Origin of the sequence: Embleya sp. NPDC050154, from assembly GCF_044460165.1 — a bacterium.
Lineage (GTDB): Bacteria > Actinomycetota > Actinomycetes > Streptomycetales > Streptomycetaceae > Embleya.
Genome location: NZ_JBITJP010000011.1, coordinates 281,880 through 306,864 on the forward strand (window position 1 = coordinate 281,880; position 24,985 = coordinate 306,864).

The 24,985-nt window shown below is 72.3% G+C and carries 26 protein-coding genes; 16 read left to right on the plus strand and 10 right to left on the minus strand.

Annotated elements, in window-relative coordinates; genetic code table 11:
* Positions 1-109: 109 nt before the first annotated feature.
* The gene (gene fdhD / locus ACIBSV_RS24420; protein WP_395866377.1) at positions 110-958 is read left to right on the plus strand and encodes a formate dehydrogenase accessory sulfurtransferase FdhD; all 849 of its coding nucleotides are present in this window, start codon (positions 110-112) and stop codon (positions 956-958) included.
* Between the two features lie 114 nt (positions 959-1,072).
* Here fdhD and ACIBSV_RS24425 read toward each other — a convergent pair whose 3' ends face one another.
* Positions 1,073-2,788 carry a diguanylate cyclase domain-containing protein gene (locus ACIBSV_RS24425; protein ID WP_395866379.1) on the minus strand — a complete coding sequence of 572 codons (1,716 nt, stop codon included), beginning with the start codon at positions 2,786-2,788 and terminating at the stop codon, positions 1,073-1,075.
* A gap of 460 nt (positions 2,789-3,248) precedes the next feature.
* On the opposite strand from ACIBSV_RS24425, the gene ACIBSV_RS24430 reads away from it, so the two are divergent.
* Complete coding sequence (locus ACIBSV_RS24430; protein ID WP_395866381.1) at positions 3,249-3,644, plus strand: SRPBCC family protein; 396 nt, start codon at positions 3,249-3,251, stop codon at positions 3,642-3,644.
* 49 nt (positions 3,645-3,693) lie between these two features.
* Here ACIBSV_RS24430 and ACIBSV_RS24435 read toward each other — a convergent pair whose 3' ends face one another.
* The 3 genes from ACIBSV_RS24435 to ACIBSV_RS24445 all read right to left on the minus strand — a co-directional run bounded on the left by ACIBSV_RS24435 (position 3,694) and on the right by ACIBSV_RS24445 (position 6,496).
* Positions 3,694-4,785, minus strand: coding sequence for an adenylate/guanylate cyclase domain-containing protein (locus ACIBSV_RS24435; protein ID WP_395866383.1), 1,092 nt, complete (start codon positions 4,783-4,785; stop codon positions 3,694-3,696).
* Between the two features lie 57 nt (positions 4,786-4,842).
* Positions 4,843-5,373, minus strand: coding sequence for a PH domain-containing protein (locus tag ACIBSV_RS24440; protein ID WP_395866385.1), 531 nt, complete (start codon positions 5,371-5,373; stop codon positions 4,843-4,845).
* 304 nt (positions 5,374-5,677) lie between these two features.
* Positions 5,678-6,496 (minus strand): biotin--[acetyl-CoA-carboxylase] ligase, encoded by an 819-nt coding sequence (locus ACIBSV_RS24445; protein ID WP_395866387.1) that lies wholly within the window; start codon positions 6,494-6,496, stop codon positions 5,678-5,680.
* Between the two features lie 103 nt (positions 6,497-6,599).
* Here ACIBSV_RS24445 and ACIBSV_RS24450 point away from each other — a divergent pair, with 103 nt between their 5' ends.
* The 4 genes from ACIBSV_RS24450 to ACIBSV_RS24465 all read left to right on the plus strand — a co-directional run bounded on the left by ACIBSV_RS24450 (position 6,600) and on the right by ACIBSV_RS24465 (position 9,342).
* Positions 6,600-8,186 carry an acyl-CoA carboxylase subunit beta gene (locus ACIBSV_RS24450; protein WP_395866389.1) on the plus strand — a complete coding sequence of 529 codons (1,587 nt, stop codon included), beginning with the start codon at positions 6,600-6,602 and terminating at the stop codon, positions 8,184-8,186.
* Between the two features lie 71 nt (positions 8,187-8,257).
* A complete protein-coding gene (locus tag ACIBSV_RS24455) occupies positions 8,258-8,455 on the plus strand; it encodes an acyl-CoA carboxylase subunit epsilon (protein ID WP_395866391.1) in 198 nt (65 codons plus the stop codon).
* A 126-nt stretch (positions 8,456-8,581) separates the two neighbouring features.
* Complete coding sequence (mmpB, locus tag ACIBSV_RS24460) at positions 8,582-8,698, plus strand: morphogenic membrane protein MmpB (RefSeq protein ID WP_395866393.1); 117 nt, start codon at positions 8,582-8,584, stop codon at positions 8,696-8,698.
* A 35-nt stretch (positions 8,699-8,733) separates the two neighbouring features.
* Entirely contained in the window at positions 8,734-9,342 is a 609-nt protein-coding gene (locus ACIBSV_RS24465; protein ID WP_395866395.1) for a Maf family protein, read from the plus strand.
* A 47-nt stretch (positions 9,343-9,389) separates the two neighbouring features.
* Here ACIBSV_RS24465 and ACIBSV_RS24470 read toward each other — a convergent pair whose 3' ends face one another.
* The gene (locus ACIBSV_RS24470; RefSeq protein WP_395866397.1) at positions 9,390-11,075 is read right to left on the minus strand and encodes a hypothetical protein; all 1,686 of its coding nucleotides are present in this window, start codon (positions 11,073-11,075) and stop codon (positions 9,390-9,392) included.
* Between the two features lie 247 nt (positions 11,076-11,322).
* Between ACIBSV_RS24470 and ACIBSV_RS24475 the strand changes: the two genes are divergently transcribed.
* The gene (locus tag ACIBSV_RS24475; RefSeq protein ID WP_395866399.1) at positions 11,323-11,778 is read left to right on the plus strand and encodes a hypothetical protein; all 456 of its coding nucleotides are present in this window, start codon (positions 11,323-11,325) and stop codon (positions 11,776-11,778) included.
* 77 nt (positions 11,779-11,855) lie between these two features.
* Entirely contained in the window at positions 11,856-12,686 is an 831-nt protein-coding gene (locus ACIBSV_RS24480; protein WP_395866401.1) for a helix-turn-helix domain-containing protein, read from the plus strand.
* A gap of 64 nt (positions 12,687-12,750) precedes the next feature.
* Here ACIBSV_RS24480 and ACIBSV_RS24485 read toward each other — a convergent pair whose 3' ends face one another.
* Positions 12,751-13,281, minus strand: coding sequence for a hypothetical protein (locus ACIBSV_RS24485; RefSeq protein WP_395866403.1), 531 nt, complete (start codon positions 13,279-13,281; stop codon positions 12,751-12,753).
* Between the two features lie 222 nt (positions 13,282-13,503).
* Here ACIBSV_RS24485 and ACIBSV_RS24490 point away from each other — a divergent pair, with 222 nt between their 5' ends.
* Both ACIBSV_RS24490 and ACIBSV_RS24495 read left to right on the plus strand, forming a co-directional pair.
* Positions 13,504-13,716: a hypothetical protein gene (locus ACIBSV_RS24490; protein WP_395866405.1), complete on the plus strand. Its 213-nt coding sequence runs from the start codon at positions 13,504-13,506 to the stop codon at positions 13,714-13,716.
* A gap of 214 nt (positions 13,717-13,930) precedes the next feature.
* Positions 13,931-15,700, plus strand: coding sequence for an acetyl/propionyl/methylcrotonyl-CoA carboxylase subunit alpha (locus tag ACIBSV_RS24495; protein WP_395866407.1), 1,770 nt, complete (start codon positions 13,931-13,933; stop codon positions 15,698-15,700).
* A gap of 240 nt (positions 15,701-15,940) precedes the next feature.
* Here the strand turns inward: ACIBSV_RS24495 and ACIBSV_RS24500 are convergent, their stop codons facing one another.
* Positions 15,941-16,396, minus strand: coding sequence for a hypothetical protein (locus tag ACIBSV_RS24500; protein WP_395866409.1), 456 nt, complete (start codon positions 16,394-16,396; stop codon positions 15,941-15,943).
* On the opposite strand from ACIBSV_RS24500, the gene ACIBSV_RS24505 reads away from it, so the two are divergent.
* The gene (locus ACIBSV_RS24505) at positions 16,395-16,568 is read left to right on the plus strand and encodes a hypothetical protein (protein WP_395866411.1); all 174 of its coding nucleotides are present in this window, start codon (positions 16,395-16,397) and stop codon (positions 16,566-16,568) included. The genes ACIBSV_RS24500 and ACIBSV_RS24505 overlap by 2 nt on opposite strands.
* A 21-nt stretch (positions 16,569-16,589) precedes the next feature.
* On the opposite strand, the gene ACIBSV_RS24510 is transcribed toward ACIBSV_RS24505, so the two are convergent.
* Together ACIBSV_RS24510 and ACIBSV_RS24515 are read right to left on the minus strand one after the other, a co-directional pair.
* Complete coding sequence (locus ACIBSV_RS24510) at positions 16,590-17,408, minus strand: DeoR/GlpR family DNA-binding transcription regulator (RefSeq protein ID WP_020552647.1); 819 nt, start codon at positions 17,406-17,408, stop codon at positions 16,590-16,592.
* Between the two features lie 520 nt (positions 17,409-17,928).
* Positions 17,929-19,347 (minus strand): NAD(P)H-quinone dehydrogenase, encoded by a 1,419-nt coding sequence (locus ACIBSV_RS24515; protein ID WP_395866413.1) that lies wholly within the window; start codon positions 19,345-19,347, stop codon positions 17,929-17,931.
* Positions 19,348-19,383: 36 nt separating this feature from the next.
* Here ACIBSV_RS24515 and ACIBSV_RS24520 point away from each other — a divergent pair, with 36 nt between their 5' ends.
* The 4 genes from ACIBSV_RS24520 (at position 19,384) to ACIBSV_RS24535 (ending at position 23,221) form a co-directional block, all read left to right on the plus strand.
* The gene (locus ACIBSV_RS24520; RefSeq protein ID WP_395866415.1) at positions 19,384-19,824 is read left to right on the plus strand and encodes a gamma-glutamylcyclotransferase; all 441 of its coding nucleotides are present in this window, start codon (positions 19,384-19,386) and stop codon (positions 19,822-19,824) included.
* Between the two features lie 279 nt (positions 19,825-20,103).
* Positions 20,104-20,913, plus strand: a complete 810-nt coding sequence (locus ACIBSV_RS24525; protein ID WP_395866417.1) for a purine-nucleoside phosphorylase — start codon at positions 20,104-20,106, stop codon at positions 20,911-20,913.
* A 53-nt stretch (positions 20,914-20,966) separates the two neighbouring features.
* Positions 20,967-22,661 (plus strand): phospho-sugar mutase, encoded by a 1,695-nt coding sequence (locus ACIBSV_RS24530; protein WP_395866419.1) that lies wholly within the window; start codon positions 20,967-20,969, stop codon positions 22,659-22,661.
* A 227-nt stretch (positions 22,662-22,888) separates the two neighbouring features.
* Entirely contained in the window at positions 22,889-23,221 is a 333-nt protein-coding gene (locus tag ACIBSV_RS24535) for a hypothetical protein (protein ID WP_395866421.1), read from the plus strand.
* Between the two features lie 107 nt (positions 23,222-23,328).
* Here ACIBSV_RS24535 and ACIBSV_RS24540 read toward each other — a convergent pair whose 3' ends face one another.
* Entirely contained in the window at positions 23,329-23,913 is a 585-nt protein-coding gene (locus tag ACIBSV_RS24540) for a PH domain-containing protein (RefSeq protein ID WP_395866423.1), read from the minus strand.
* 94 nt (positions 23,914-24,007) lie between these two features.
* On the opposite strand from ACIBSV_RS24540, the gene deoC reads away from it, so the two are divergent.
* Complete coding sequence (gene deoC / locus ACIBSV_RS24545; protein WP_395866533.1) at positions 24,008-24,982, plus strand: deoxyribose-phosphate aldolase; 975 nt, start codon at positions 24,008-24,010, stop codon at positions 24,980-24,982.
* Positions 24,983-24,985 lie beyond the last annotated feature (3 nt).

A 24,985-nucleotide genomic window follows, 5' to 3' on the forward strand; every position in this document is an offset into this window, starting at 1 on the left:
CTACCGTGCCGGAAGGCGTACGGCACGTTCGCGTCGTTTCCGTGCCACCGGTCGTGCGCCGTCCGGAGCGGATCCGACCGCCCGGAGACAACCGAGGAAAGGCAGTGCCGTGGGTCGGGTCACCTCTCGCCACAAGGTCCTGCGACTGGGCGGCGACGCACCGGCCGTCACCCGCACCGACACGCTCGTCGCCGAGGAGCCGCTGGACATCCGGATCGGCGGGCGCACGATCACGGTGACCATGCGCACACCGGGTGACGACTTCGACCTGGTCGCCGGGTTCCTGGCGGCCGAGGGCGTGATCGGCGCCGCCGGGGACCTGACCACGATGCGCTATTGCGCGGGCACCGACGAGGAGGGCCACAACACCTACAACGTGGTGGACGCGGTGCTCGCGCCGCACGTGCCCGCCCCGGATCCGGGCCTGATGCGCGGGGTGTGGACCTCGAGCGCGTGCGGGATCTGCGGCAGCACCGGGATCGACGGACTGCGCCGGATGTCGCGCTTCGACGTGCTCGCGGACCCGGTTCGAGTGGACGCGGAGGTGCTGTACGCGCTGCCCGATCGGCTGCGGGCGGCGCAGAAGGTGTTCGCCAGCACCGGTGGCCTGCACGCGGCGGGCCTGTTCACCGCGGCCGGCGACATGGTGTGCGTGCGCGAGGACGTGGGTCGGCACAACGCGGTGGACAAGGTGGTCGGCTGGGCGCTGCGCGAGGGCCTGCTGCCCTTGGCCGGCCACGTGTTGATGGTCAGCGGGCGGGCCTCGTTCGAGCTGACCCAGAAGGCCGCGATGGCGGGGGTGCCGGTGATGGCCGCGGTGTCCGCCCCGTCCGGGCTGGCGGTGGACCTGGCCGCGGACGCGGGGGTGACCCTGGTCGGCTTCCTGCGCGGGCGCTCGGCGAACGTGTACAGCCACCAGGATCGGGTCACGGTGCGCTCGTCCCGGCCGTCGGCCTGATCGCGGGGGCGGTCCGAGCCCGGCCGCCCGGGTCCTTGCGAGAGTCGCGGTCACCGTGTCGGCGAAGGGCCGGTGCGTGCGGTCGCCGCGGAAGCCGGGCGCCCGTCCTCGCCGTCACTCCGGGAGCGAGGCGCCTCCGGTCAGCGCGACCGCCACCAGCGCGCGCAGCACCGGGGCCAGGCCGGTGACGCTCAGGCTCAGGTCGTCGGCGTAGACCTCGACCAGCCAGCCGCCCGCCGCGTTGCTGCCGCCGGCCGCGACCATCGCCTTGTAGCCGCCGACCAGGAGCAGGTCCTCCTCGGCCGGGTCGGTGCCCGGGTCGCCGAGTTCGGCGACGAAGCTGCCGCCCTGCACCGCGTGCGCCGTGGCCGGATAGTGCGCCAGGTCGTATTCGGCGGTGACCGCGTCGTAGCGCTGCCCCGCCTGGCTCTGCGCGCCGGTCAAACGGTGGATCGAGTAGCGCACGGTGCGCAGCACCCGGCCGCCCGGTGGCAGGTAGGACACCCACCACGCGACCCCGTCCAGCATCCGCGCGAAGGTGTCGGCGACGATTTCCAGCCGGCCGAGCGTGTCCGCGCGGTGCACGCTCTTGGGCTCGCGCTCGTCCAGGACCGCGAGTACCGCCGCGAGCAACCGGCCCGGTTCGGCGTTGTGCAGCGCGCCGCGGAAGCGGCGGCGGTCGCGGTGCGGGCCGGGGCCCTCGGCCTGCGCGTCGTCCTGCGCCTCGCGCGCCAGGGACAGGGTCAGGTCGGGCTGTTGGCCGCGCCCGGCGACCACCGGCCGGGTCGAGCGCGAGCCCTTGGCCCGGTACTGGGCCGCGTCGGCGAGCCGGAACAGGCGGTCCGCGCTGGTCACCGGGCCCACCGGATCGCCGGTGGAGGCCACGCCGCAGGCCACACCCTCGCCGTCGTGCATCCGCAGCGCGCGCCGACACAGTTCCTCGGCGACCGCGACCACGTCGTCCGGCGGATAGCCCTCGGCGAGCACACAGAACTCGTCGCCGCCGAGCCGGGCCGCCATCGCCCCCGGCAACATCGCGCCGCACGCGGAGAGCTGGTCGGCGAACCGCTCCAGGAGGCGGTCGCCGACGTCGTGGCCGCGCTCGTCGTTGAGCCGCTTGAGACCGTTGACGTCGCAGACGATCAGGCTGACCACGACGCCTTCGCGGTAGTGCCGGGCCATCGCCTCGTCCAGCCGGGCGTCGATCGCGCGCCGGTTGGCCAGGCCGGTCAGCGGGTCGGTGAAGGCCAGCTTCTCGATCCGCTCGAAGTGCTCGGCCTGGGCCAGCCCGGCCGAGATCTGTGCGGCGAGCACCCCGGCGAACTCGGCGTCCACCGGCTCGAACCGCGGCTGGTCGGAGCGCCGGGCCAGGTACAGCTCGCCCCACACCCGGCCCTCGACCATGATCGGCGCGACCATGCAGTCGTGCCGGCCCCGGCGCAGCATCGCCGCGACCCGCTCGGGGTCGCGCGCGTGCTCGGGATCGTCCACGCAGCGCGACCACGTGGTGGGCCAGGACTCGGACTCGATGATGTCCGGGAAGTCGGTGACCGGGTACGTCTCCGCGGCCGGCAGCGGTTCCTCGCCCTCGGCGAGTTCGCCGTCGTTGACCAGCACGCGCAGCCGTCCGGTGTCCCGCTCCCAGACCGAGATCGAGGCGTGCGCGGCGCCCATCGCCGACCGGGCCTGGGCCGCGGACACCCGGACCACCTCGGGGAAGTGGTGGGTGGTGGCGAGCGTCTTGGCCAGATGGATGATCGCGTGCAGCCTGCGGGCCGCGTCCGGTCCCTCGACCAGGGCGACGGGTTCCGGGCACGTGTCTCCGGGCATGCCCGGCAGATCGTCGGGCAGGCCGCCCGAACCCTCGGTTCCGGAAGCGCTCGAATCGGGTCGCGAAGCTACGGTTCTCACCCCCAATCCACCAGCACCGAGACCAGAGGATATGTCATATATTGCCCGATTCACGGCAACGTGCACCCGCGTCATGCCGCCACCTCGACGGGTCGCTGTTCGCGTGTGTTCCAAGTTGTGGGCCCCGGCCGGCGCCGACGTGGCCGCCGTGCGCCCGCGCGTGAGCCCGGGGGCTCGCTCCGGTGCGAGCGAAGCGCTTGTATACCCCGGCTTCGCGTCCTGCGCACATTACTCCTGTGCCTCGCGCCCGCAACGCCCCGTGTCCGCTCCGTAGCGCGACGGGACGCATCGGGGCACGAGGTTGTGAAGACAACGTGGAGGGGTCCCACGATCTCGACCGAAAGAGTACGGTCGCGGGCACAGCCCGAAGGAGCGACGCGTGCCCACGCTTTCCGTCATCGCCGCGATCGACGTACCGGCCATCCGGATCTGGGAGGCAGTAGGAGACTTCGAGGACCCGTCCGGGTGGTACCCGTGGCCGGTGGACGAGCACGACGGGAACGAACGACGTGTCCGCAGACCCGACGGCTCGACCGTGCGCGAACGGCTGGTCTCGCACGACGCGGCACGCCATACCTATACCTACCGGGCGCTGGACGGCCTGCCGCTGCTCGGCCGGCTCGCACTCGAATCGATCGCCGGCGGCACGATGTGCCTGGTGGTGTGGTCGGTCCGGTTCGAGAGCACACCGGCCGAACAACTCGCGGTGCTGCGCGAGCTCGAACACGTGGTGATGCGGCCGGCGCTGCGCGACCTGCGGGCGGCCTTCGCCTGACCGCGTCGCGGACACCGGGGCGCCGGGTGTCCCGGACCGGATCCCGGCCTCACCCGACCGCCGGGGCGAGCGGATCGGGCAGCGGGCTCCCCGGGCGGCAGACCGTCCAGGGTTCGACCAGGCCCAGGCCGCGCACCGGGCGGCGCCACATCGGGTGCAGTTCGTAGCGGTTGTCGCCCTCCAGCGCCGCGGCCAGTTCGCGGTCGACCACCACCGCGTCCTTGGGACTCAGCGCGGTCAACCGGCTGGCCAGGTTGACCGTGGTGCCGAACACGTCGCCCATCCGGGAGAGCACGTGGCCGTACGCGATCCCCACCCGCAGCGCGGGCAGGATCTCCTCCTGTGCCATCGCCTCGACCAGTCGCAGGCCCAGTTCGACCGCCGAGTCCGGCGAGAAGGTCACGAACAGCACCTCGTCGCCCAGCGTCTTGACCAGCCGCCCGCCCTGCTCGGCGATCACGTCGACGGCGGTGTCCTCGAAGGTCTGCACGAGGCGGCCGAGCTCGGCCTCCTCCAGATTGCGCGACAGCCGGGTGAACCCGACCAGGTCGGCGAAGCCGACGGCCAGCGACTGGCCCACCGTCTGCGGATCGGTCAGGCCCTGCATCGCCCGCGAGCTGGCCGCGGCCAGGTGTCGCCGCCAGGCGTAGATGACCAGCGGTTCGAGTTCGAGCATCACGTCGCCCGCGGTGGTGACCACCTGCTCGGAGCGGCTGCCGGTGAGCTCGTTGCCGATGTACTCCACCCACGCCTCGGTCTGCCATTCGGCGAACCGGGCCATGGTCTGGCCGACCGAGCGCACGAACTGCGCCGCGACCGTGGCCGGCAGCAGCCCGGACTCGGTCAGCTCGCGCAGGTGCTTGAGCGCCGCGACGTCGGCGTCGGTGAACGCGCGGGCGGGCCCGAAGTCGGCGAAGCCCAGGCCCCGCCACAACCTGCGGGCCTCGTCGAGGGGCACTCCGACCAGGTCGGCGACCTGGCCCGAGGTGTATCGCCGGGGTGCGCCCAGGACGACCTGCTCGACGTCGGCGATGGTGTTGTTGACCGCCTCGATGTCGGACAGGTCGGGCAGGGCGTGCTGATCGGCCGCGTCGGCCCCGGCGCCCGCGCCGGGCTCCACGCGGGTCCGTTCCTCGGGCATGTGGCTCCACCGGTGTGCGAAGGATGGTCTCGTCGGAGCCACACTACGTGTCGGGGGTCACAAAGGTTCGGGGTCGGGCGGAGCCGGCTGCTTCCCGCGCTCGGCGGTGGCCCGCCGCACGAGCACGAGCAGCTCGCTCTGCAGCCGCACCACGCGCGGCAGACCGGGCAGTTCGAGCTGGTCCCGGTCGCCGACCGGCACCAGCACGACGGTGCCCGCGCCGAGCACGCGGTCCGCGAACGACTCGTGCTCGACCAGTACGTCCTCCACCCGCGCGAACGGAATCACCCGGATCTCCCGGGTCACCGTGCCGGTACGCACGGTCAGCCGGTCGGCGGCGACCGAGTACAGCGTGCCCAGCCAGGCCAGCCACGGGACGACGCTCCAGCGGATCAGCACCGCGAGGCCGGCCAGGAGCACGGCGGGTTGGAGCCAGCCGGCGGCGGCGTCCGGCGGGGTCAGCGCGGCGAGGAAGCCGGTGACCGCGACGGTGGCGAACAGGGCGAGGGCGGGGCGGACGAGGTGCATCCAGTGCGGACGCACGACGAAGAGCGTGTCGTCGTCGACCTCGGCTGTGATGGGGAACACCGGGCCTCCTGATGGGTCACCCACGATTGTGCGGGTCCCTTGGGCGGGAGGCCCGGAGGCGTGCCGAAGGCACGGTTTTTGCGCCCACCCGCCCACCCGTTGCGCAAGGTGCGGAGGCTGCGGAACTCGGGCGAGGGGTCAAGCCGGGACGGCCTCGCGGCGCGGGTGGCGGGAAAAGCGAACGCGCGCGATGCGCGGTCGACGGTGGCGAAGCTGTGGACTTCGGGCACGGGCCGAGCCGAAGACGGCCTCGCTACCGCGGGCCGCACGTCGCGTGTTCGTCCCGGGCCGGTGGGGGCGGGTGTCAGTCGGTGGTGGGGCGGACGTGGACCACGTCGCCGGCGCCGACCGCGGTGGGGCCGTCGGTGGTGGTGACCAGGAGCCGACCGTCGTCGTCGATGCCGGTGGCCGGCCCCTCCAGGGTGCGGTCCGCCGGGAGTTCGACCCGGACCCGGCGCCCGATCGTGGCGCACGCGCCGGTGTAGGCGGCGAGCAGGTCGCTCGTACGCGCGTCGCCGCCGGCCAGCCGCCAGCGGGTGTACCAGTCCTCCAGCTCGCGCAGGATCGCGCGCAGGATCGGATCCCGGTCGATGCTCTCGGCGCCGGCCAGCAGCAGCGAGGTCGCGGTCGGTACCGGAAGTTCCTCCTCGCGCAGCGAGACGTTCAGGCCGATGCCCAGCACCACGCCCGCGCCGGCCCGCTCGGCCAGGATCCCGGCCAGCTTGCGTTCGCCCACCAGCAGGTCGTTGGGCCACTTCAGTCGTGCCTGCACACCGGCCACCCGGGACACCGCCGCGGCCGCGGCCACCCCGGCCAGCAGCGGCAGCCAGCCCCAGCGCGCGACCGGCACCTCGTTCGGCGCCAGCGTCACCGACACCGCGATGCCCGAGCGCGGCGGCGCGCTCCAGCGCCGGTCCAGCCGGCCCTTCCCGGCCACCTGCGACTCGGCGACCAGGATCAGCCCCTCCGCCTCGTCCGCCCTGCGGGCCAGGTCGACGTTGGTCGATCCGGTCTCGGGCAGCACGTCCACCTCGCGCCACAATCCACCCGGTACCAGCAGGGCCCGGCGCAGCGCCGCCTCATTCAGGGGCGGGCGGTCCAGATCCGTGAAAGGAGAGTCCATCCGATCACCCTAGAAGGCACCGCGGGGCAGGGCGGTGATGCTCGCCGGCGTGGCGCGGCTACGCTACCGATCGCCGCCGTTCGACTTGACAGGAGCCAGCACGATGGACCCAGTACAGGGCGATCCCGACATCCACACCACCGCCGGGAAGCTGGCCGACCTCGAGCGTCGCATCGACGAGGCGGTTCACGCCGGAAGCGCCCGAGCGGTCGAGAAGCAGCACGCCAAGGGCAAGATGACCGCGCGCGAGCGGATCGAGTACCTGCTCGACGAGGGCTCGTTCGTCGAACTCGACGAGTTCGCGCGGCATCGCTCGACCAACTTCGGCCTGGAGGCCAACCGCCCCTACGGCGACGGCGTCGTGACCGGTTCCGGCACGGTCGACGGTCGCCAGGTGTGCGTGTTCTCCCAGGACGTCACCGTGTTCGGGGGCAGCCTGGGCGAGGTGTACGGCGAGAAGATCGTCAAGATCCAGGACCTCGCGATCAAGACCGGCGTCCCGCTGGTGGGCATCAACGAGGGCGGCGGCGCGCGCATCCAGGAGGGCGTCGTCTCGCTCGGCCTGTACGGCGAGATCTTCCGTCGCAACGTGATCGCCTCCGGGGTGATCCCGCAGATCTCGCTGATCATGGGCGCGGCGGCCGGCGGCCACGTGTACTCGCCCGCGCTCACCGACTTCGTCGTGATGGTCGACCAGACCTCGCAGATGTTCATCACCGGTCCCGACGTGATCAAGACGGTCACCGGCGAGGACGTCACGATGGAGGACCTCGGCGGCGCGCGCACGCACAACAGCAAGTCCGGCAACGCGCACTACATGGGCGCGGACGAGAAGGACGCCCTGGAGTACGTCAAGGGCCTGCTGTCCTACCTGCCGAGCAACAACCTGGAGGAGGCCCCGTCCTTCGACGAGGCCGCCGACCTGGAGACCACCGACCACGACCGCGAGTTGGACACGCTCATCCCGGACTCGGCGAACCAGCCGTACGACATCCACACGGTGATCGAGCACGTCCTGGACGACGCGGACTTCCTGGAGGTCCAACCGCTGTTCGCGCCGAACATCGTGGTCGGCTTCGGCCGGGTCGAGGGTCGGTCCGTGGGCATCGTGGCCAACCAGCCGATGCAGTTCGCGGGCACGCTGGACATCGACGCGTCCGAGAAGGCCGCGCGCTTCGTGCGCACCTGCGACGCGTTCAACATCCCGGTGCTGACCTTCGTGGACGTGCCGGGCTTCCTGCCGGGCACCGACCAGGAGTGGAACGGCATCATCCGGCGCGGCGCGAAGCTGATCTACGCGTACGCCGAGGCCACCGTGCCGCTGGTGACGATCATCACCCGCAAGGCGTACGGCGGCGCGTACGACGTGATGGGCTCCAAGCACCTGGGCGCCGACGTCAACCTGGCCTGGCCGACCGCGCAGATCGCGGTGATGGGCGCGCAGGGCGCGGCGAACATCCTGCACCGGCGCACCATCGCCGCCGCCGACGACCCCGAGGCGACCCGCGCGCGGCTGATCCAGGAGTACGAGGACACGCTGTGCAACCCGTACGTGGCCGCCGAACGCGGCTACGTCGACGCGGTGATCCGTCCGTCCTCGACTCGGGCGCACGTGGTCAAGGCGCTGCGCGCGCTGCGCGGCAAGCGCGAGACGCTGCCGCCGAAGAAGCACGGCAACATCCCGCTGTAGTCGGACCACACCGAGTCGGTCCCGCGGCGCCGTGCGCGGCGGGCCGACCCGGTCAGGGCCTGGAGGTCCCCATGATCAAGGTGGTGCGGGGTGAACCCACCCCGGAGGAGTTGGCCGTGATCGTCACCGTGGTGGCGGCCAAGGCGCGCGGCGGCGGTGTCGCGCCGGAGCCGGCGGCGCCCTCGCAGTGGAACGCGCCGGCCCGGCTGGTGCGCCGGCAACTGCGTCCCGGGCCGGGGGCCTGGCGCGCGAGCGCCTGGCCGTCCTGACCGAGCCCGTTTCTGCGACGATCGGCCATTCGGTCCATCGGCATATGCGTTGTCGGTCTATCGCACGACCCGACTTGAGTACCCGTACTCAAGAACGCACCGTGGTGCGCGGCCCACGATGGACGCATGCGTGAGCGTGACGAGTTCTCCGAGGAAACCCGGCGCGCCGTGGCCCAGCTTCGGCGCGCCGTGTGGATCCTGCCCGTGGTGGTGATCCTCGGCCTGCTCCTGCTCGGACTGTGACCGGCCCGCGATCCGGCGCCCGGTACGTTGGCGGCATGACCGACCGCACCCCCTCCCGTTCCCTCGTGCTCGCCTCGGCCTCCCCCGCGCGCCTGAAGCTGCTGCGCGACGCCGGGCTCGATCCGAAGGTCGTGGTCAGCGGCGTCGACGAGGACGCGCTCACCGCCGCCTCCCCGCGCGAACTCGCGCTGCTGCTCGCCGAGGCCAAGGCCGACGCGGTCGCCGCCGACCTGGGCGCCGACGAACTGGTCCTGGGCTGCGACTCGGTGCTGGAGTTGGACGGTCGTGCGCTGGGCAAGCCGGTCGACGCCGCCGACGCGCTGGCCCGCTGGCAGGCCATGCGCGGGCGCTCCGGGGTGCTGTTGACCGGGCACTGCGTGATCGACCGCCGCAGCGGCCTGCGGGTGTCCGACGTGGGGGCCACCACGGTGCGGTTCGGCACGCCGTCCGACGACGAGGTCGCCGCGTACATCGCCACCGGCGAACCGCTGCACGTGGCGGGCGCGTTCACCCTGGACGGGTACGCGTCGCCGTTCGTGGACGGCATCGACGGCGACCCGGGCAATGTGATCGGCCTGTCGCTGCCGCTGCTGCGCCGGCTCCTGGACGGCGTGGGCGTGCGGATCGTCGACCTGTGGACCTGATCGGGCGACGCGGCCCGGGGCGCTTCCGCCCCGGGCGCCGACGATCCTCAGGAGGCGGAACCGTCCGGCCGGTTCAGGTCCCGGCGGACCGGGCCGGGGCCCAGGTTGGGCAGCCCGGACGACGGCGGTTGCGGTTGGTACGAGCCGGCGTCGGGCTGCTGCGGCAGATAGGGCTGCGGGGCGGGTTCGGCGTAGGCGTTCGGGGCCCACGGACCGCCACCGGGCACCGGGGCGCCGACCGGGCCGGATCCGGGCCCGCGCCCGGGACCGGTTCGCGGGGGCGGCGTGGGCGTGCCGCGCATCCCGGCCAGGACCGCCAGCGGCAGCGCGATCGCCGCGAGCACGAGCAGCGGCAGCGGTACGCCGCCGGGCTTCCTGGTCAGCCACTCCACCCACGCGTAGTCCGCCGACGCGGCCTGTAGCTCCGGCCACACCGGTCCGCACGCCGCGCCCAGCCCGAATCCCGCGATCGCGGCCTCCGGACGCAGCCCGCCGACCACCACGCCGATCGCAGCCGCGCCCGCGCAGCGCACCGCGAGCTGATGCCCGGAGCCGGCCGCCGGACCGATGAACTCGGCCAGGACCAGGGCGAGTGCGGCCAGGCCGATCGCGTACGACCCCAGCATGCGGGCCGCGACCGCACCCACGATGCCCGCGACGGTGAGCCCGAGCAGCCACGGCACGTATTCGCCCGGTCCGTCCAGGCCCAGGCCCGGATTGCCCTCGGTGCGGTCCCAGGCGAACAGCGCGGCCGGGAACGCGGCCAGCCCGACCGCCATCGCCAGCAGCGCGCCCGCCACCGAGCGGATCCCGTCCACCCGGTAGGTCAGCAGCGCGGCGACCAGGCAGCCGGCCAGCGCCACGATCGGCCACAGACCGAGCACCCGGGGCTTGTCGTCGCCCATCACGATGGTCGCGGCGGACACCCCGACGCCGGCCAGGCCGAGCAGGAACACCCCGCCGAAGGCGCCCACTTGGGACTCCTGCCAGCCGCGCCCCGGCGGCACCAGGACCCGACCGGTGGGCAGCAGGATCAGCAGGTAGCCGAACGCGGCGAGCGGCAGCCAGGTCTGTAGACCGGCACCGGACTCCCACATCGGGTCGAGCACGTCCCGCCCGCCGAGCACGAACAGCAGCGGCACACCCGCCGCGAGCGTCGCCGCGAACGCGGCGTTCAACGGCGCCTGGTGCCGGGGTACCGCCAGGTGGATCCACAACACCACGCCGACCAGCACCTGGACGGCGAAGCCGAACCGCAGCAGGTACACGAAGCCGAGCCAGCGCGCGTCGCCCGAGCCGTCGTAGTGCGCGGCGATCGGGTCGAGCGCGGTGGTCAGCGCGGCGCCGGCCAGGCCGATCACCAGCACGCCGCCGACCGCGCCGCGGCGGTGGGTGAACACGCTGTCGGTGAGCCCGACCCCGCCGATCACCAACGGCACCGCCCACGGCAACAACACCGCGATCAGGTCCCACACCGACCAGTCGCCGGCGCCCGGGCTCACCGGCGCCGGCGCCGACCCGTACGTGTCCGGGTCCGCGACGGCCGGGGCCGGTGCGGACGGGTCGATGCCCGCCCGGAGCAGTACCAGGGCGGCGGCCGTGCCGAGCACGACCAGCAGCACACCGGGCACCCACTCCAGGGACAGCCGGCCCACCGGTTCGGGGCGCCGCGCGCGGCCCTCCGCGAATCCGGCGCCGGCCTCGTAGGCCTTGCGTACCACTCCGCCGGCCATGGCCGTCTCCCCCGGGTCGTTTTACACGCAGCTTAGGGAAGGACGACGCTCGTCCGCTCCCGAAGCGGGAGACGCGGACCCGCCTGTTTCGGATTCGCCGGAAGTCCCTCGACCATCCCTCGGAACGTCCGTGCGCCGGCCCCCGCGCGGGCCCGTCGATCGCCGGACATTACCTCGGAGGGAATCGACCGCCCCACCCGGGCTCCAGCACAGTCGTCGATGTCGGCAATCGACCCTGGAGGATCCCATGAGCGCCCAGTCCCTGCACTCCACACTCGCGGCCGCCGGTTCCGGTGCGGACGGCTCCGTCCGCGGCGACACCGGCCTGTTGCGGATCGCGCTTCGGCTCGACGCGATCGCCACCGGCGCGGTGGGCCTGGCCGCGCTGGTCGGCTGCGCCGCGTTCGACGGCGCGCTCGGCCTGTCCACCGCCTTCCTGGCCGGGCTCGGCGCCTTTCTGGTGCTCTACGCGCTCGGCGTCTGGCGGGTGGCCGCGCGCGCCACGCCGCATCGCACCGCGGTGCGCGTGGTGATCGGACTCAACCTGCTGTGGTTCGCGGACAGCGTGCTGACGGCCGTCGCGGGCTGGATGGACCCGACCGGCCTGGGTACCACGTTGATCGTGCTCCAGGCGATCGCGGTGCTCGGCTTCGCCGACGTCCAGATGTTCGCCCTGCGCAAGGCACGCAAGTCCGTGCGATGACCGTACGCAGAGGAGCCGGCGGACCGTTCCGGACGCACCGTGCCGAGATCGTGGAACACCGCGTACGGTCTGGTGCCATGAGTTCGGGAAGCGCAGGCATCGCCACCGAGCGGCCCGCCGGCCGCGCCGCCGGCCGGCGGTCGAGCGGCGAGCTGATCCGCCACTGGCGGCAGCACCGGCGGTTGAGCCAATTGGAGTTGTCCGTGGAGGTCGAGGTGTCCACCCGGCACCTGAGCTTCATCGAGACCGGCCGCGCGGTGCCCAGCCGGGACATGGTGCTGCGGCTGGCCGAATACCTGGAGGTCCCGCTGCGCGAACGCAATCGCATGTTGCAGGCGGCGGGCCACGCGCCGGTGTACAACGAGAGCCGCCTGGACGCGCCGGAACTGGACGCGGTGATGGCCGCGATGCGCCAGATCCTGGTCGGGCACGGTCCGTTCCCGGCGGTGATCGTGGACCGGGCGTGGAACATCGTCGACGCGACGCCGAGCATCGCGCTGTTCACCGAGGGCGTCGCCCCCGAGTTGCTCACCGACCCGCTGAACGCCTACCGGGTGAGCCTGCACCCGGAGGGCATGGCGCCGCGGATCGTCAACCTCGCGCAGTGGCGCGCGCACCTGCTGCACCGGCTGCGTCGGCAGGCAGCGATCACCGCGGACCCGCTGGTGCAGGCGCTGTACGACGAGGTGAGCGGCTACCCGGGCGGCGAGCCGCCGAACGCGGCCGGCCCCGGCGCGCCGGCGATCCCGCTGGGCATCCGGTTCGGCGGGGAGGTGTTGTCCTTCGTCAGCACCGTGGCCACGTTCGGCACCGCGGTCGACATCACCGTGGCCGAGATCTCGATCGAGTCGTTCTATCCCGCGGACAAGCGCACCGGGCAGATCCTGCGCGAGTTGCACGGCGACTGACCCCGGGCGGCGCGGACCGTCGCACGGCGAGCGACCGCGGCGGCGCGCGTCCCGGGCCCCGGGTTCAGGCGCGGATCCGGTATCCCCACACCTCGGCGGGCTCGGTCGCCGGGTCGGGTTGCCACTCGCCCAGTCGGGCCCAGTCCCAGGAGCGGAACGCGGCGAGCGCCGCGTGGTTGTCCCGGTGCACCCGGACCGCGGCGAACTTCGCGTCGGTGCCCGCGAGCAGCCTCTCCCGCATCCGGCCGGCCAGCCCCTGCCGCCGGTGCTGCGGCACGACCATCAGGTCGACGATCACGAACACCTTTCCGGCCGAGGCCAGTTCGGCCACGTCCTCGGGCAGATCGCCGTGGAAGCCGGTCCACCAGCCACTTGCCCGTCGAGGCGGGAAGCCGTAGGTGCAACCGGCCGCGCCGGCGCCGTTCGCGACCACCATCTCGAACCCCGGCTGTTGGATGTGCTCGGCATAGCGCCGCAGGAAATCGGGGCGGCCCGGCGGATCCTCGCCGTAGCTCTTGACGTACGTATCCGCGACGGATTCCCGCTGTTGGTCGGCCTGCCAACGGGTCAGCCGGCGCAAGAACACCTCTGCCACCAGTACCTCCTGCCCAGGCATGGGATGCCGTAGACGCTCACATCGTGGCAGCCGGCCCCGCCCGGGGGAAACACCACGGCCCGAATACCCCCGGTCGAGCAACCGCCCCGCCCCCACCCACACACCCCACCCCCGGCCCGGCGCCAGGCGATTCGCGTGTTTCGGCCTCCATTGCCCGTGTGCGCTCGTAGCCTGCGCACGACAGACGCGAGGAGAGGGCGAATGACGCGAGACGTGCGGGAACCGGGCAACGCGTGGGACATGTGTGCCGAGGGTCACGACGACCACGAGTGGGTGTATCAGTACGGGCCCGACGGACCGACCGGCAATCCGTGGGCCAAGGCCTGCAAGCACTGCGGGAAGATGGCCGGGGCGAACGTACCCGAGAGCGGACTGCTCGGACACGCGTCCGGCGGCGATTGCCTGGGCGGCTGACCGGACCCGACGATAAACTGAAACACGTTACAGCCGTACCCGAGCGTCGGCGCCGACCTCGTCCGGAGTACGTTGACCCCACCGGCAACGTGGCCGGCAGCTCCACCGATGGCCATGAACGTGGCGGGTAGCCGTACCCATGACGAGGTGGGGCGGCCGAGGGTGCCCGCCTCCGAATCCCTAGACTCTCCGCAGTTGAGGAGGGAGCCAGATCGTGCGCAAGGTACTCATCGCCAACCGTGGGGAAATCGCGGTCCGCGTCGCCCGAGCATGCCGGGATGCCGGTATCGCCAGTGTGGCCGTCTACGCCGAGCCGGACCGGGATGCTCTGCACGTGCGGGTGGCCGACGAGGCCCACGCGCTCGGCGGGAACACTCCGGCCGAGAGTTACCTGGACGTGGCCAAGGTTTTGCGGGCCGCCCAGGACTCGGGCGCGGACGCCATCCACCCCGGATACGGGTTCCTGTCGGAGAACGCGGAATTCGCCCAGGCCGTGCTGGACGCCGGCCTCACCTGGATCGGACCGCCGCCGCAGGCGATCCGCGACCTCGGTGACAAGGTGGCCGCCCGACACATCGCCCAGCGGGCCGGCGCGCCCCTGGTCGCCGGCACCCCGGACCCGGTCTCGGGTGCCGAGGAAGTGGTGGAGTTCGCCAGGGCCAACGGCCTGCCGATCGCCATCAAGGCCGCCTTCGGCGGTGGCGGGCGCGGCCTCAAGGTGGCTCGCACCCTCGAAGAGGTCCCCGAGCTGTACGACTCGGCGGTGCGTGAGGCGGTGGCCGCGTTCGGCCGCGGCGAGTGCTTCGTCGAGCGCTACCTGGACAAGCCGCGGCACGTGGAGACCCAGTGCCTGGCCGACACCCACGGCAACGTGGTGGTCGTGTCCACCCGCGACTGTTCGCTCCAGCGTCGGCACCAGAAGCTCGTCGAGGAGGCGCCCGCGCCGTTCCTGTCCGACGAGCAGAACGCCGAGCTGTACCGCGCGTCCAAGGCCATCCTCAAGGAGGCCGGCTACGTCGGCGCCGGGACCTGCGAGTTCCTGGTCGGCCAGGACGGCACCATCTCCTTCCTGGAGGTCAACACCCGCCTCCAGGTCGAGCACCCGGTCACCGAAGAGGTCACCGGCATCGACCTGGTGCGCGAGATGTTCCGGATCGCCGACGGCGAGGTGCTCGGCTACGACGACCCGCCGCTGCGCGGGCACGCGTTCGAGTTCCGGATCAACGGCGAGGACCCGGGGCGTGGCTTCCTGCCCGCCCCCGGCGAGGTCACCACGTGGCTGCCGCCGTCCGGCCCGGGCGTGCGCCTGGACTCGGGCGTCGAGCAGGGCTCGGTGATCGGCCCGGCGTGGGACTCGCTGCTGGCGAAGCTGATCGTCACCGGCCGCGACCGCGAGCAGGCGCTCCAGCGGGCCAAGCGCGCGCTGGACGAGTTCGTCGTGGACGGCATGGCGACCGCGCTCACCTTCCACCGCGAGGTGGTGGTGGACCCGGCGTTCGCGCCCGAGCTCGACGGTTCGACCGACGCGTTCACGGTGCACACCCGGTGGATCGAGACCGAGTTCGAGAACACGATCGCCCCGTTCGGCGGCGGCGCGGACGGGGCCGAAGAGGCCGACGAGCGCGAGACCGTCGTGGTCGAGGTCAACGGTCGGCGGTTCGAGGTCACCCTTCCGGCGGGCCTCGGCGCGTCCGGCGCGGCGGCCCCGGCCGCCGGGAAGAAGGCGCCCAAGCGCGGCGGCGGCAAGAAGGCCGGCGCCGCGGCGAGCGGCGACTCGCTGGCCAGCCCGATGCAGGGCACCATCGTCAAGGTCGCGGTCGAGGAAGGTCAGCAGGTCGCCGAGGGCGAGCTGATCGTGGTCCTCGAGGCGATGAAGATGGAGCAGCCGCTCAACGCCCACCGGTCCGGCACGGTCAAGGGCCTGGTCGCCGAGGTCGGCGCGACGGTCACGTCCGGCGCGGTGCTCTGCGAGATCAAGGACTGACCCGGGCGCACACCCACCGGGATCACCCACGATCCCGACGCACGCCACGATCGCCCCCGCCCGACACGTCGGCGCGGGGGCGGTCGTCCATGCGCACGCCGGAGGGGGTTCGGCGTGGACCACTGGTTCCTGATCGCCACCGTCCGCGCTGCCGGCGGCACCGGAGCCGCCCTGGGCGTGCGGTGGTCCGATCGTCGACGCGGCGCCCGCTCGTCGCACCCGCCCCCGCGCGCCATCGCGTCAAGTGAACCGGCCGTCTTCTCGGTCCCGCCCGAGTTGCTCGAGCGGGCACGGTCCGAGTTGGTCGTGTGGCTGCGCGAAGACGTGATCGAACGACTCGCCGAGTTGGCTCGGCGCACGCAGGCGCTCGTACCGGCCGAGCGGCCGGCCACCTTGGCGGCACAACTGCGGGCCCTGGACGCGGGCGAGGCGGCTTCGTGGGTGTTGCGGGAAGCCGACGATCTCCCCGATCTCGCGGGCGCGTGGGTGTTGGTGTGGCACGGAGTCCGGGCGCTGGAAGTGGCCGCGGCGGCCGATTCCGTCGACGAGCTCGGCCCGGATCGTCGGTTCGAGGTGTCGGTGTCTGTTCAATCCGTTGCACGGCGCAGCGCACGCCACGATGCGATGGGTGATGCGAGGACTGACCGCGCCGGTACCGGCGTGCTGGGCGTGTCCGGTCGCCGGGAGCGAGCGCATGGTGCCGGACATCCTCACCGCGCGGGTCGCCGACGGGGCGTACCTGCCCTACTACGAGGTCCCGGCCGAGCGGAGCGTGTGGTCGGCGACGGGGTTCGGTGCCTTCGGCGGGGACCTGGTCGAACAGGTGCGGCGCGCGTTGCCCGGGGGGCGCCGGGCGGTCGGCGAGTGACACCTGGCGGCAAGGTCCTGCTCACTGGTCGGGCATCACCCCCGGGACGCGCATGTCGCGCATCCGCTCCCCGTTGAACTCCGCGCGGGCGCCGGGGACGGCTCGCTGCGGAAGGGGGGCGATGTGCACCTGTGCGCCCAGCTCGGCCAGGGCCTCGCTCTCCGGACCGGGAGCGTCCTCGTCGGTGACGAGGTGGGTGATCCGCTCGGGGGCCACCGTCTGGAACATGGTGTCCACACCGATCTTGGTGTGGTCGACCATGACGACGACCTCGTGGGCGGCCTGGATCAGGGCGCGGTCCACACTCGCGGACAGCATGTTGGGGGTGGACAGGCCACGCTCGGCGGTGAGCCCGTTGCCGGACACGAACGCGCGGCGCACGCGCAGACCCGCGAGGGCCTGTTCGGCTCCGCTGCCCACCAGCGCGTAGGACGACCCGCGCAGCGTGCCGCCGGTCATCACGACCTCGACCCGATTGGCGTGGGCGAGGACCTGCGCGACAAGAAGGGAGTTGGTGACCACGGTCAGGCCCGGGATCCGGGCCAGCCTGCGGGCCAGCTCCTGCGTGGTGGTGCCGGCGCCCACGACGATCGCGTCCCCCTCGTCGACGAGGGAGACCGCGAGGTCGGCCATGGCCGCCTTCTCCGCCGCCGCGAGGTGGGTCTTCTGCGAATAGCTCGGCTCACGGGACAGCCCACCGGGCAGTACCGCTCCACCGTGCCGACGGTCGAGCAGCCCTTCGGCTTCCAGGGCCCGCACGTCCCGCCGAACCGTCACCTCGGACGTCTGGACCACCCGGGCGAGCTCCCGAAGGGACACCGCTCCGTTGGCCCGCACCATTTCAAGAATCAGTTGACGACGCTCTGCTGCGAACACGTGACGAAGGTAACGCGAACGACCGGCTCTTATCAGCCGCTTGCGACTCTTACCCGAACTTGTTCACCAAAGTGATAAGACCGCTTCGGTTTCCGGGCGCAGCGAAGCCGCAGCGTTCGCGAGGGCCAACCATAACGCTGCTCACCGGGAAGCGGATAGCACTGCTGTACACAGATTTTGATTCCGCGTCAGCCGGTCTCGACGGACGCCGAACACACCGCGAGGAGGCGATCACACCCGGTCCGATTCGAGTATGCGCGGCGGCCCCGAAGGACAGCGGATGTTCGAGAAAAGCCACCCGTAAGTGGAGTGCACAGGGGCGCGGAATCCGAATTACGCGCGCCCCTCGCGCGCCGGAGCCACCCGGCCCGGGCTGCGATGATCTTGACATCGGGGCCGCCCGGGGTGTCCCGTGCCGATAAGGATCGGCCCGACACCCCGGGATCCACCCGGCGGATTCGACCCGGCCGATTCGGCCGCTTGGTCAGGAACGCTCGCGCCGGTGCAATTGCCGGGCGGCTTCCGCGATCGAACCCGAAAGCGACGGGTAGACGGTGAATCCGCTGGCGATCTGGTCGACCGTCAGGTGCAGGTCCACCGCGAGCGCGACGGTGTGGATCAACTCGCTCGCGCGCGGCGCCACGATCACACCACCGACCACGATGCCGGTGCCCGGCCGACAGAACAGCTTCACGAAGCCGTCGTGAATGCCCTGCATCTTGGCCCGCGGGTTGCGCGACAGCGGCAGCTTGACGCCGCGCGCGTCGATCTCGCCCGCGTCGATCGCGGCCTGGGTATATCCGACCGTGGCGATCTCGGGGTCGGTGAACACGTTCGAGGACACGGCCTTGAGATTCAGCGGCGCCACCGCGTCGCCGAGCATGTGGTACATCGCGATCCGGCCCTGCATCGCCGCCACCGACGCGAGCGCGAACACGCCGGTGCAGTCGCCCGCCGAGTACACCCCGTTCGCGGTGGTGCGCGAAACCCGGTCCACCCGCACGTGTCCGGTGTCCTTGAGGAAGACGCCGGCCTCCTCCAGCCCGATGCCCGCGGTGTTGGGGATCGCGCCGACCGCGACCAGGCAGTGGCTGCCCTCGACGATCCGACCGTCGGTCAGGGTGACGATGACGCTGTCCCCGTCCCGCTTGACGCTCTCCGCGCGCGAGCGCGACATGACCCGCATCCCGCGCCGCCGGAAGACGCCTTCGAGCACCTCGGCCGCGTCCGGGTCCTCGCCCGGGAGCACCCGGTCGCGACTGGAGACCAGGGTCACCTTGGAGCCGAGCGCCTGGTAGGCACCGGCGAACTCGGCGCCGGTGACCCCGGAGCCGACCACGATCAGCTCGCGCGGCAGCTCGGACAGGCCGTACATCTGCTTCCAGTTCAGGATCCGCTCGCCGTCCGGCTCAGCACCCGGGATCTCGCGCGGGTGGGCGCCGGTGGAGATAAGGATCGCGTCCGCGTCGAGCGTGCGCTCGGAGCCGTCGGCGAGGTCGGCCACCACGCGGCGCGGCCCGTCCAGCCGGGCGGTGCCGCGCAGCACCCGCACGCCGGCGCGGGTGACGCTCTGCCCGATGTCGTTGGACTGGGCCTTGGCCAGCTGCAGTACGCGTCGGTTGACCACGCCCAGGTCCACGCCCACGATCGGGCGATCCAGGGTGCCCGGGGTGCCGTCGTCGACGTAGATGCCGAGCTCGTGGTGCGAGTCGGCGAAGTTCGTCATGACCTCGGCCGTGGCGATCAGGGTCTTGGACGGGACACAGTCCGTCAGTACCGCCGCACCACCCACCCCTTCGCGCTCTACCACCGTCACCTCGGCTCCGAGCTGTGCCGCGACCAAAGCCGCCTCGTACCCGCCGGGTCCTCCGCCTACGATCACAATCCGAGTCACGGGTGTCATTCTCTCCCATGACCGCGCGTCGCGTAGGCTGCGGCCATGCCCCTCTACGCCGCGTACGCAAGCAACCTCGACGCGCGGCAGATGGCTCGGCGTGCCCCGCACTCCCCTCTGCGCCACACCGGTTGGCTGCCCGGCTGGCGGCTGACCTTCGGCGGCGAGCAGTTGGGCTGGGACGGATCGCTGGCCACGGTCGTCGAGGACGAGTTGTCCCAGGTATTCGTCGCGTTGTACGACCTGGCCGAGATGGACGAGCCCGACCTCGACCGGTGGGAGGGCATGCCGCTGGGCCTGTACCGCAAGGTCCGGGTCCGGGTGGAGTCCCTGTTCGGCGAGCAGGTCGCGTGGCTGTACGTGCTCAACGACTACGAGGGCGGCCTGCCTTCGGCGCGCTACCTCGGCATGGTCGCCGAGTCGGCCGAGTCCGCCGGCGCCCCCGACGACTACGTCAAGGAACTCCGCAACCGCCCCTGCACGTAGCCCGCGGCGCACCCGGCCGGGCCCGAAGACCGATCCGGCCGGCCGAGCCGGAGGCGACCCTCGGGCGGCCGACCCCAGGTGTGTACACCCGCCGCGTCGAGGTCTCGCGCGTCCGAGTGGCGACCGACACGATCCCGGTCCGACCGGATCATCTGAACGGACGTATCGCCACAAACCCGCACCAGTCGTCCCCCGCTGTCATTGCGGTCGTATCACAGTCTTCTACGCGCATAGACCCCGCTCGCGCCCTTTGCGGGTACAGCATTTACGCTCATCGATGTGAACGTATTGGATAGCCACGACCCGTACACGGCCGCCGCCGAGGCCGCCGAAAGCCTTCAGCGGCTCACCGGTGCCGCGACGCACGACATCGCGCTCGTCATGGGCTCTGGCTGGGTGCCCGCCGCCGACATGCTGGGCGACCCGGAGCACGAGTTCCCGGTCACCGAGCTGCCCGGCTTCCCGCCGCCCGCCGTCGAGGGCCACGCCGGCACCGTCCGCTCGCTGGTCATCGGCGACCGCCGCGCGCTGGTCTTCCTCGGCCGCACCCACCTCTACGAGGGGCACGGCGTCGCGGCCGTCGCGCACGGTGTGCGCACCGCGGTCGCGGCCGGCTGCAAGGCCGTCGTGCTGACCAACGGCTGCGGCGGCCTGCGCCCGTCCTTCGTGCCCGGTCAGCCGGTGCTGATCAGCGACCACATCAACCTGACCGCCGCGTCGCCCATCGTCGGGGCCAACTTCGTCGACCTGACCGACCTTTATTCGCCGCGGCTACGCGCGTTGTGTCGCGAGGTCGAGCCCGACCTCGAAGAGGGCGTGTACGTGCAGTTCCCCGGCCCGCACTACGAGACCCCGGCCGAGATCGGCATGGTCCGCGCGATCGGCGGGCACCTCGTCGGAATGTCCACGACCATCGAGGCGATCGCGGCGCGCGAGGCCGGCGCCGAGATCCTGGGCATCTCGCTGGTCACCAACCTCGCCGCGGGCATGACCGGCGAGCCGCTCAACCACGAAGAGGTCCTGGCCGCCGGACGCGCGTCCGCCGAGCGCATGGGCCGACTGCTGACCCGGGTGCTGCCGCGCATCTGAGCGCCCGCAGCACCGTTCCCGTCCTCTTTGATCCTTTCCGCACCGAGGAGTCCGTGTTGAGCGACGTCATCGAGATCGCACGCGCCTGGCTGGCCGAGGACCCGGACCCGGACACCCGGGCCGAACTCGAGGCGTTGCTCGAGGCGGACGATCGGGAGGGCCTCGCGGATCGTTTCGCCGGGTTGCTCCAGTTCGGCACCGCGGGGCTGCGCGGCGAATTGGGCGCCGGGCCGAACCGGATGAACCGCGCGGTGGTGATCCGCGCGGCCGCGGGTCTGGCCGCGTACCTCAAGACCGCGTACGTCACCGACACCGCCGCGCCCGCCGCGACCCGCAACGCGGTGGTGATCGGGTTCGACGCGCGGCACAAGTCCGACGTGTTCGCCCGGGACACCGCCGCCGTCATGGAGGCGGCCGGGCTGCACGCGCTGCTGCTGCCCCGCCCGCTGCCCACGCCGGTGCTGGCCTACGCGATCCGGCACCTGGGCTGCGTCGCGGGGGTGATGGTCACCGCGAGCCACAACCCGCCGCGCGACAACGGCTACAAGGTCTACCTCGGCGACGGGTCGCAGATCGTGCCGCCCGCCGACGCGGAGATCGCCGGGCACATCGCGGCGGTCCGCTCCCTGGCCGACGTGCCGATGGCCGAGGACGGCTGGGAGACGCTCGGCGAGGCGTTGATCGACTCCTACCTCGACCGCGCCGTGACCGTCGTCGACCCGACCGGGCCGCGCGCCGTGCGGATCGTGCACACCGCGATGCACGGCGTGGGCACCACCGTGATGCTCGGCGCGTTCGACCGCGCGGGCTTCGCCGACGTTCGACCGGTGCCCGAACAGGCCGACCCGGACCCGGACTTCCCGACCGTGGCCTTCCCGAACCCGGAGGAGCCCGGGGCGATGGACCTCGCGTTCCGCACCGCGCTCGCCGAGGACGCTGACGTGGTGATCGCCAACGACCCGGACGCCGACCGGTGCGCGGTCGCGGTACCGGACCCCGCGGTCGCGGGCGGCTGGCGGATGTTGCGCGGCGACGAGGTCGGCGCGCTGCTCGGCGACGAGGTGGCCCGCCGGGGCACCGACGGCGTGCTGGCCACCACGATCGTGTCCTCCTCGCTGCTGGGCGCGATCGCGCGCGCGAACGGCATCGCCCACACCGAGACGCTGACCGGCTTCAAGTGGCTCGCCCGCGTGCCCGACCTGGCGTTCGCGTACGAGGAGGCGCTGGGCTACTGCGTGGACCCGGCCGGGGTGTGCGACAAGGACGGCGTCACCGCCGCGCTGATGCTGGCCGAACTCGCGGCCCGCGCCAAGCGGGACGGCCGCACGCTCCCCGACCTGCTGGACGCCGTCGCGACCCGGTACGGGCTGTACGCGACCGACCAGTATTCGGTGCGGGTGGATCGCCTCGAACTGATCGCGGACGCGATGCGGGGGCTGCGCGAGCGGGCCCCGCGCACGCTCGGAGGGCTGGCCGTGACGAGCGCCGAGGACCTGCTGCACCCGCCGGCCGACGGCCTGCCGCCCACCGACGGTCTGCGCTACACGCTGGCCGGCGACGGCGTGGACCTGCTCGCGGGCCGCGTCGTGGTGCGGCCCTCCGGGACCGAACCCAAGCTCAAGGCCTACCTGGAGGTCGTGGTCGCCCCGAAGCGGATCGCCGAGGTCGGTGTCGACGGCGCCCGCGCGGCGGCGTACGCGGCGTTGGAGCGACTGAAGCGGGACCTGGCCGCGACGCTGGGCATGTAGGACGCCTCCCGGCCGACACGGACCGGTGGGCGAGCGGGGCGGGACGGTCGATCGACCGTCCCGCCCCGCTCGCGTACGACCCCCGGGCCCAGCCCTTCGGAGGACGGGCCCGGGGGCGCGTGGTACCGCGGTACGGGGCGGAGCCGGCTCTTCGGGTGGATGTGCCCGAACGGGTCGCCGGCGGATCGTGGAAGGGTCAGTCGATCCCCCGGCTCCCAGAGGACGCCATGAGCACCCTGTCCGAGTTCCCCGCTCCGAACACCGCCCCGCGCATCCGGCCGCGGCACGTCTGGCAGTGGGCGAAGGCCGGGCGTTCCGTCCCCGCGCTCGCGACCTTCGTCGGCCTGCTGATCCTGCCGGTGCTCGCGTTCGTGTCGGCCTATCCGCTGTTCTCGGGCGTCGCCGACACCCTCTTCGACACCTCGGCGGACGATCTCACCGCCGGACGCGGCTTCGGCGGAGCGGTGGTCGAGCCGGTCACGGGCGCCGCGCTCGCCGTCACCGCCGCTCTGATCGTGCTGTACAGCGCCGCGCGCGTACTGCGCCGGCGGGGTCGCTGAACGCGGCCGGACGACCGACGCACACCACCCGCCGACCGGGCCCGCGCAGGGCTCGGTCGGCGTTCGTGTCCTTCCGGGCCCGATCGGATCGGATCAGGGCCGGCACCTCAGATCAGGCCCAGCACCAGCGAGGCCGCGCCCGAGAGCACGAGGCCGCCGAGGATCTCCATCGACCACTGGACTCGGACCGGGCCGGTGGACTTCGCGGCGAACTGCTCGCTCATCCCGCGCAGGTCGTCCACGACCTGGTCGGCACGGGAGAGTTGGGGCAGGTCGTGCGCGCCGTGGCCGTACGGGTCCTCCGCCGCCGAGCGGCCCTGTTGGCGCAGCGCCCGCTTGCGTTCGCGCAGGGAGACCGGGATGGCCCAGATGTGGAACGACTTCTCGTCCGCGCGCACCTCGATCGAGTACTCGGCCCGGACCCGCTCCACCGCGCCCCAGGGCACCACGATGGTGCGGAACGGGTTGCGGATCACCAGGTGCTCCGGCCCGACCAGCACCGCCGAGCGCAGGGTGAGCGCGACCACCAGGACCGCGAAGAAGACCACGACGGCGATGGCGAGCCACTTGGTGCTGCCTTCGCCGCGGATCAGCGTGTCGATCACCATCCACACCCCGGCGGCGATCAGAAGCACCCCGACGGCCATCGCCGGCCGGGAGCGATACGTGGTGATGTCCTCGTCGCTGCTCATGACCGGTGATTGTGCCGCACGACACCGGCCGGGTTTGGCTCGACCGGACCACTGGGCCCGACGCTACGCGAGTAGATATGCTCGTCTTGTGAGCATGCCGTCTGCAATTCTCGCCGACCCGGCCGAGGTCACCTCGTCCGAAGCGGCCCTTCGACGCTTTCTGCACGGGCTTCCCGGCGTCGACAGGGTCGGGACCGAAGCGCGGGCAGCAATGCTCGCCACCCGCTCGATCAAGAACGAGGCCAAGGTCGCCGCGATCGACCTCGCCATCAAGATGATCGACCTGACCACACTGGAAGGTGCCGACACCCCGGGCAAGGTCCGGGCCCTGTGCGCGAAGGCGCTGCATCCGGACCCGGGCGCACCGGACGCGCCCCGGCCCGCCGCGATCTGCGTCTACGGCGACCTGGTCGCCGAGGCCAGGGCCGCGCTCGGCGATTCGGGAGTGCATGTCGCGGCCGTCGCGACCGCGTTCCCCTCCGGACGCGCCGCACTCGACGTGAAGCTGGCCGACGTCGCCCACGCGGTGGCCGCCGGCGCCGACGAGATCGACATGGTCATCGACCGGGGCGCGTTCCTGTCCGGTCGCTACCGGGCAGTCTTCGACGAGATCGTCGCGGTCAAGGCGGCGTGCGCCCGCGGCGCCGCCGCCGGTGGGGGCAGTGCCCACCTCAAGGTGATCCTGGAGACCGGTGAACTGTCGACGTACGACAACGTCCGCCGCGCGTCGTGGCTCGCGATGCTCGCGGGTGCCGACTTCATCAAGACGTCCACGGGCAAGGTCGCGGTCAACGCGACACTGCCGGTGACGCTGGTGATGCTCCAGGCGGTCCGCGACTTCCGCGAGGCCACCGGTACGCAGGTCGGCGTCAAGCCGGCCGGTGGGATCCGCACCACCAAGGACGCGATGAAGTACCTCGTGCTGGTCAACGAGACGGTGGGCTCGGACTGGCTGGACCCCGACTGGTTCCGGCTCGGTGCCTCCAGCCTGCTCAACGACCTCCTGATGCAGCGCCAGAAGCTGGCCACGGGCCGCTACTCCGGCCCCGACTACGTGACGGTGGACTGACAG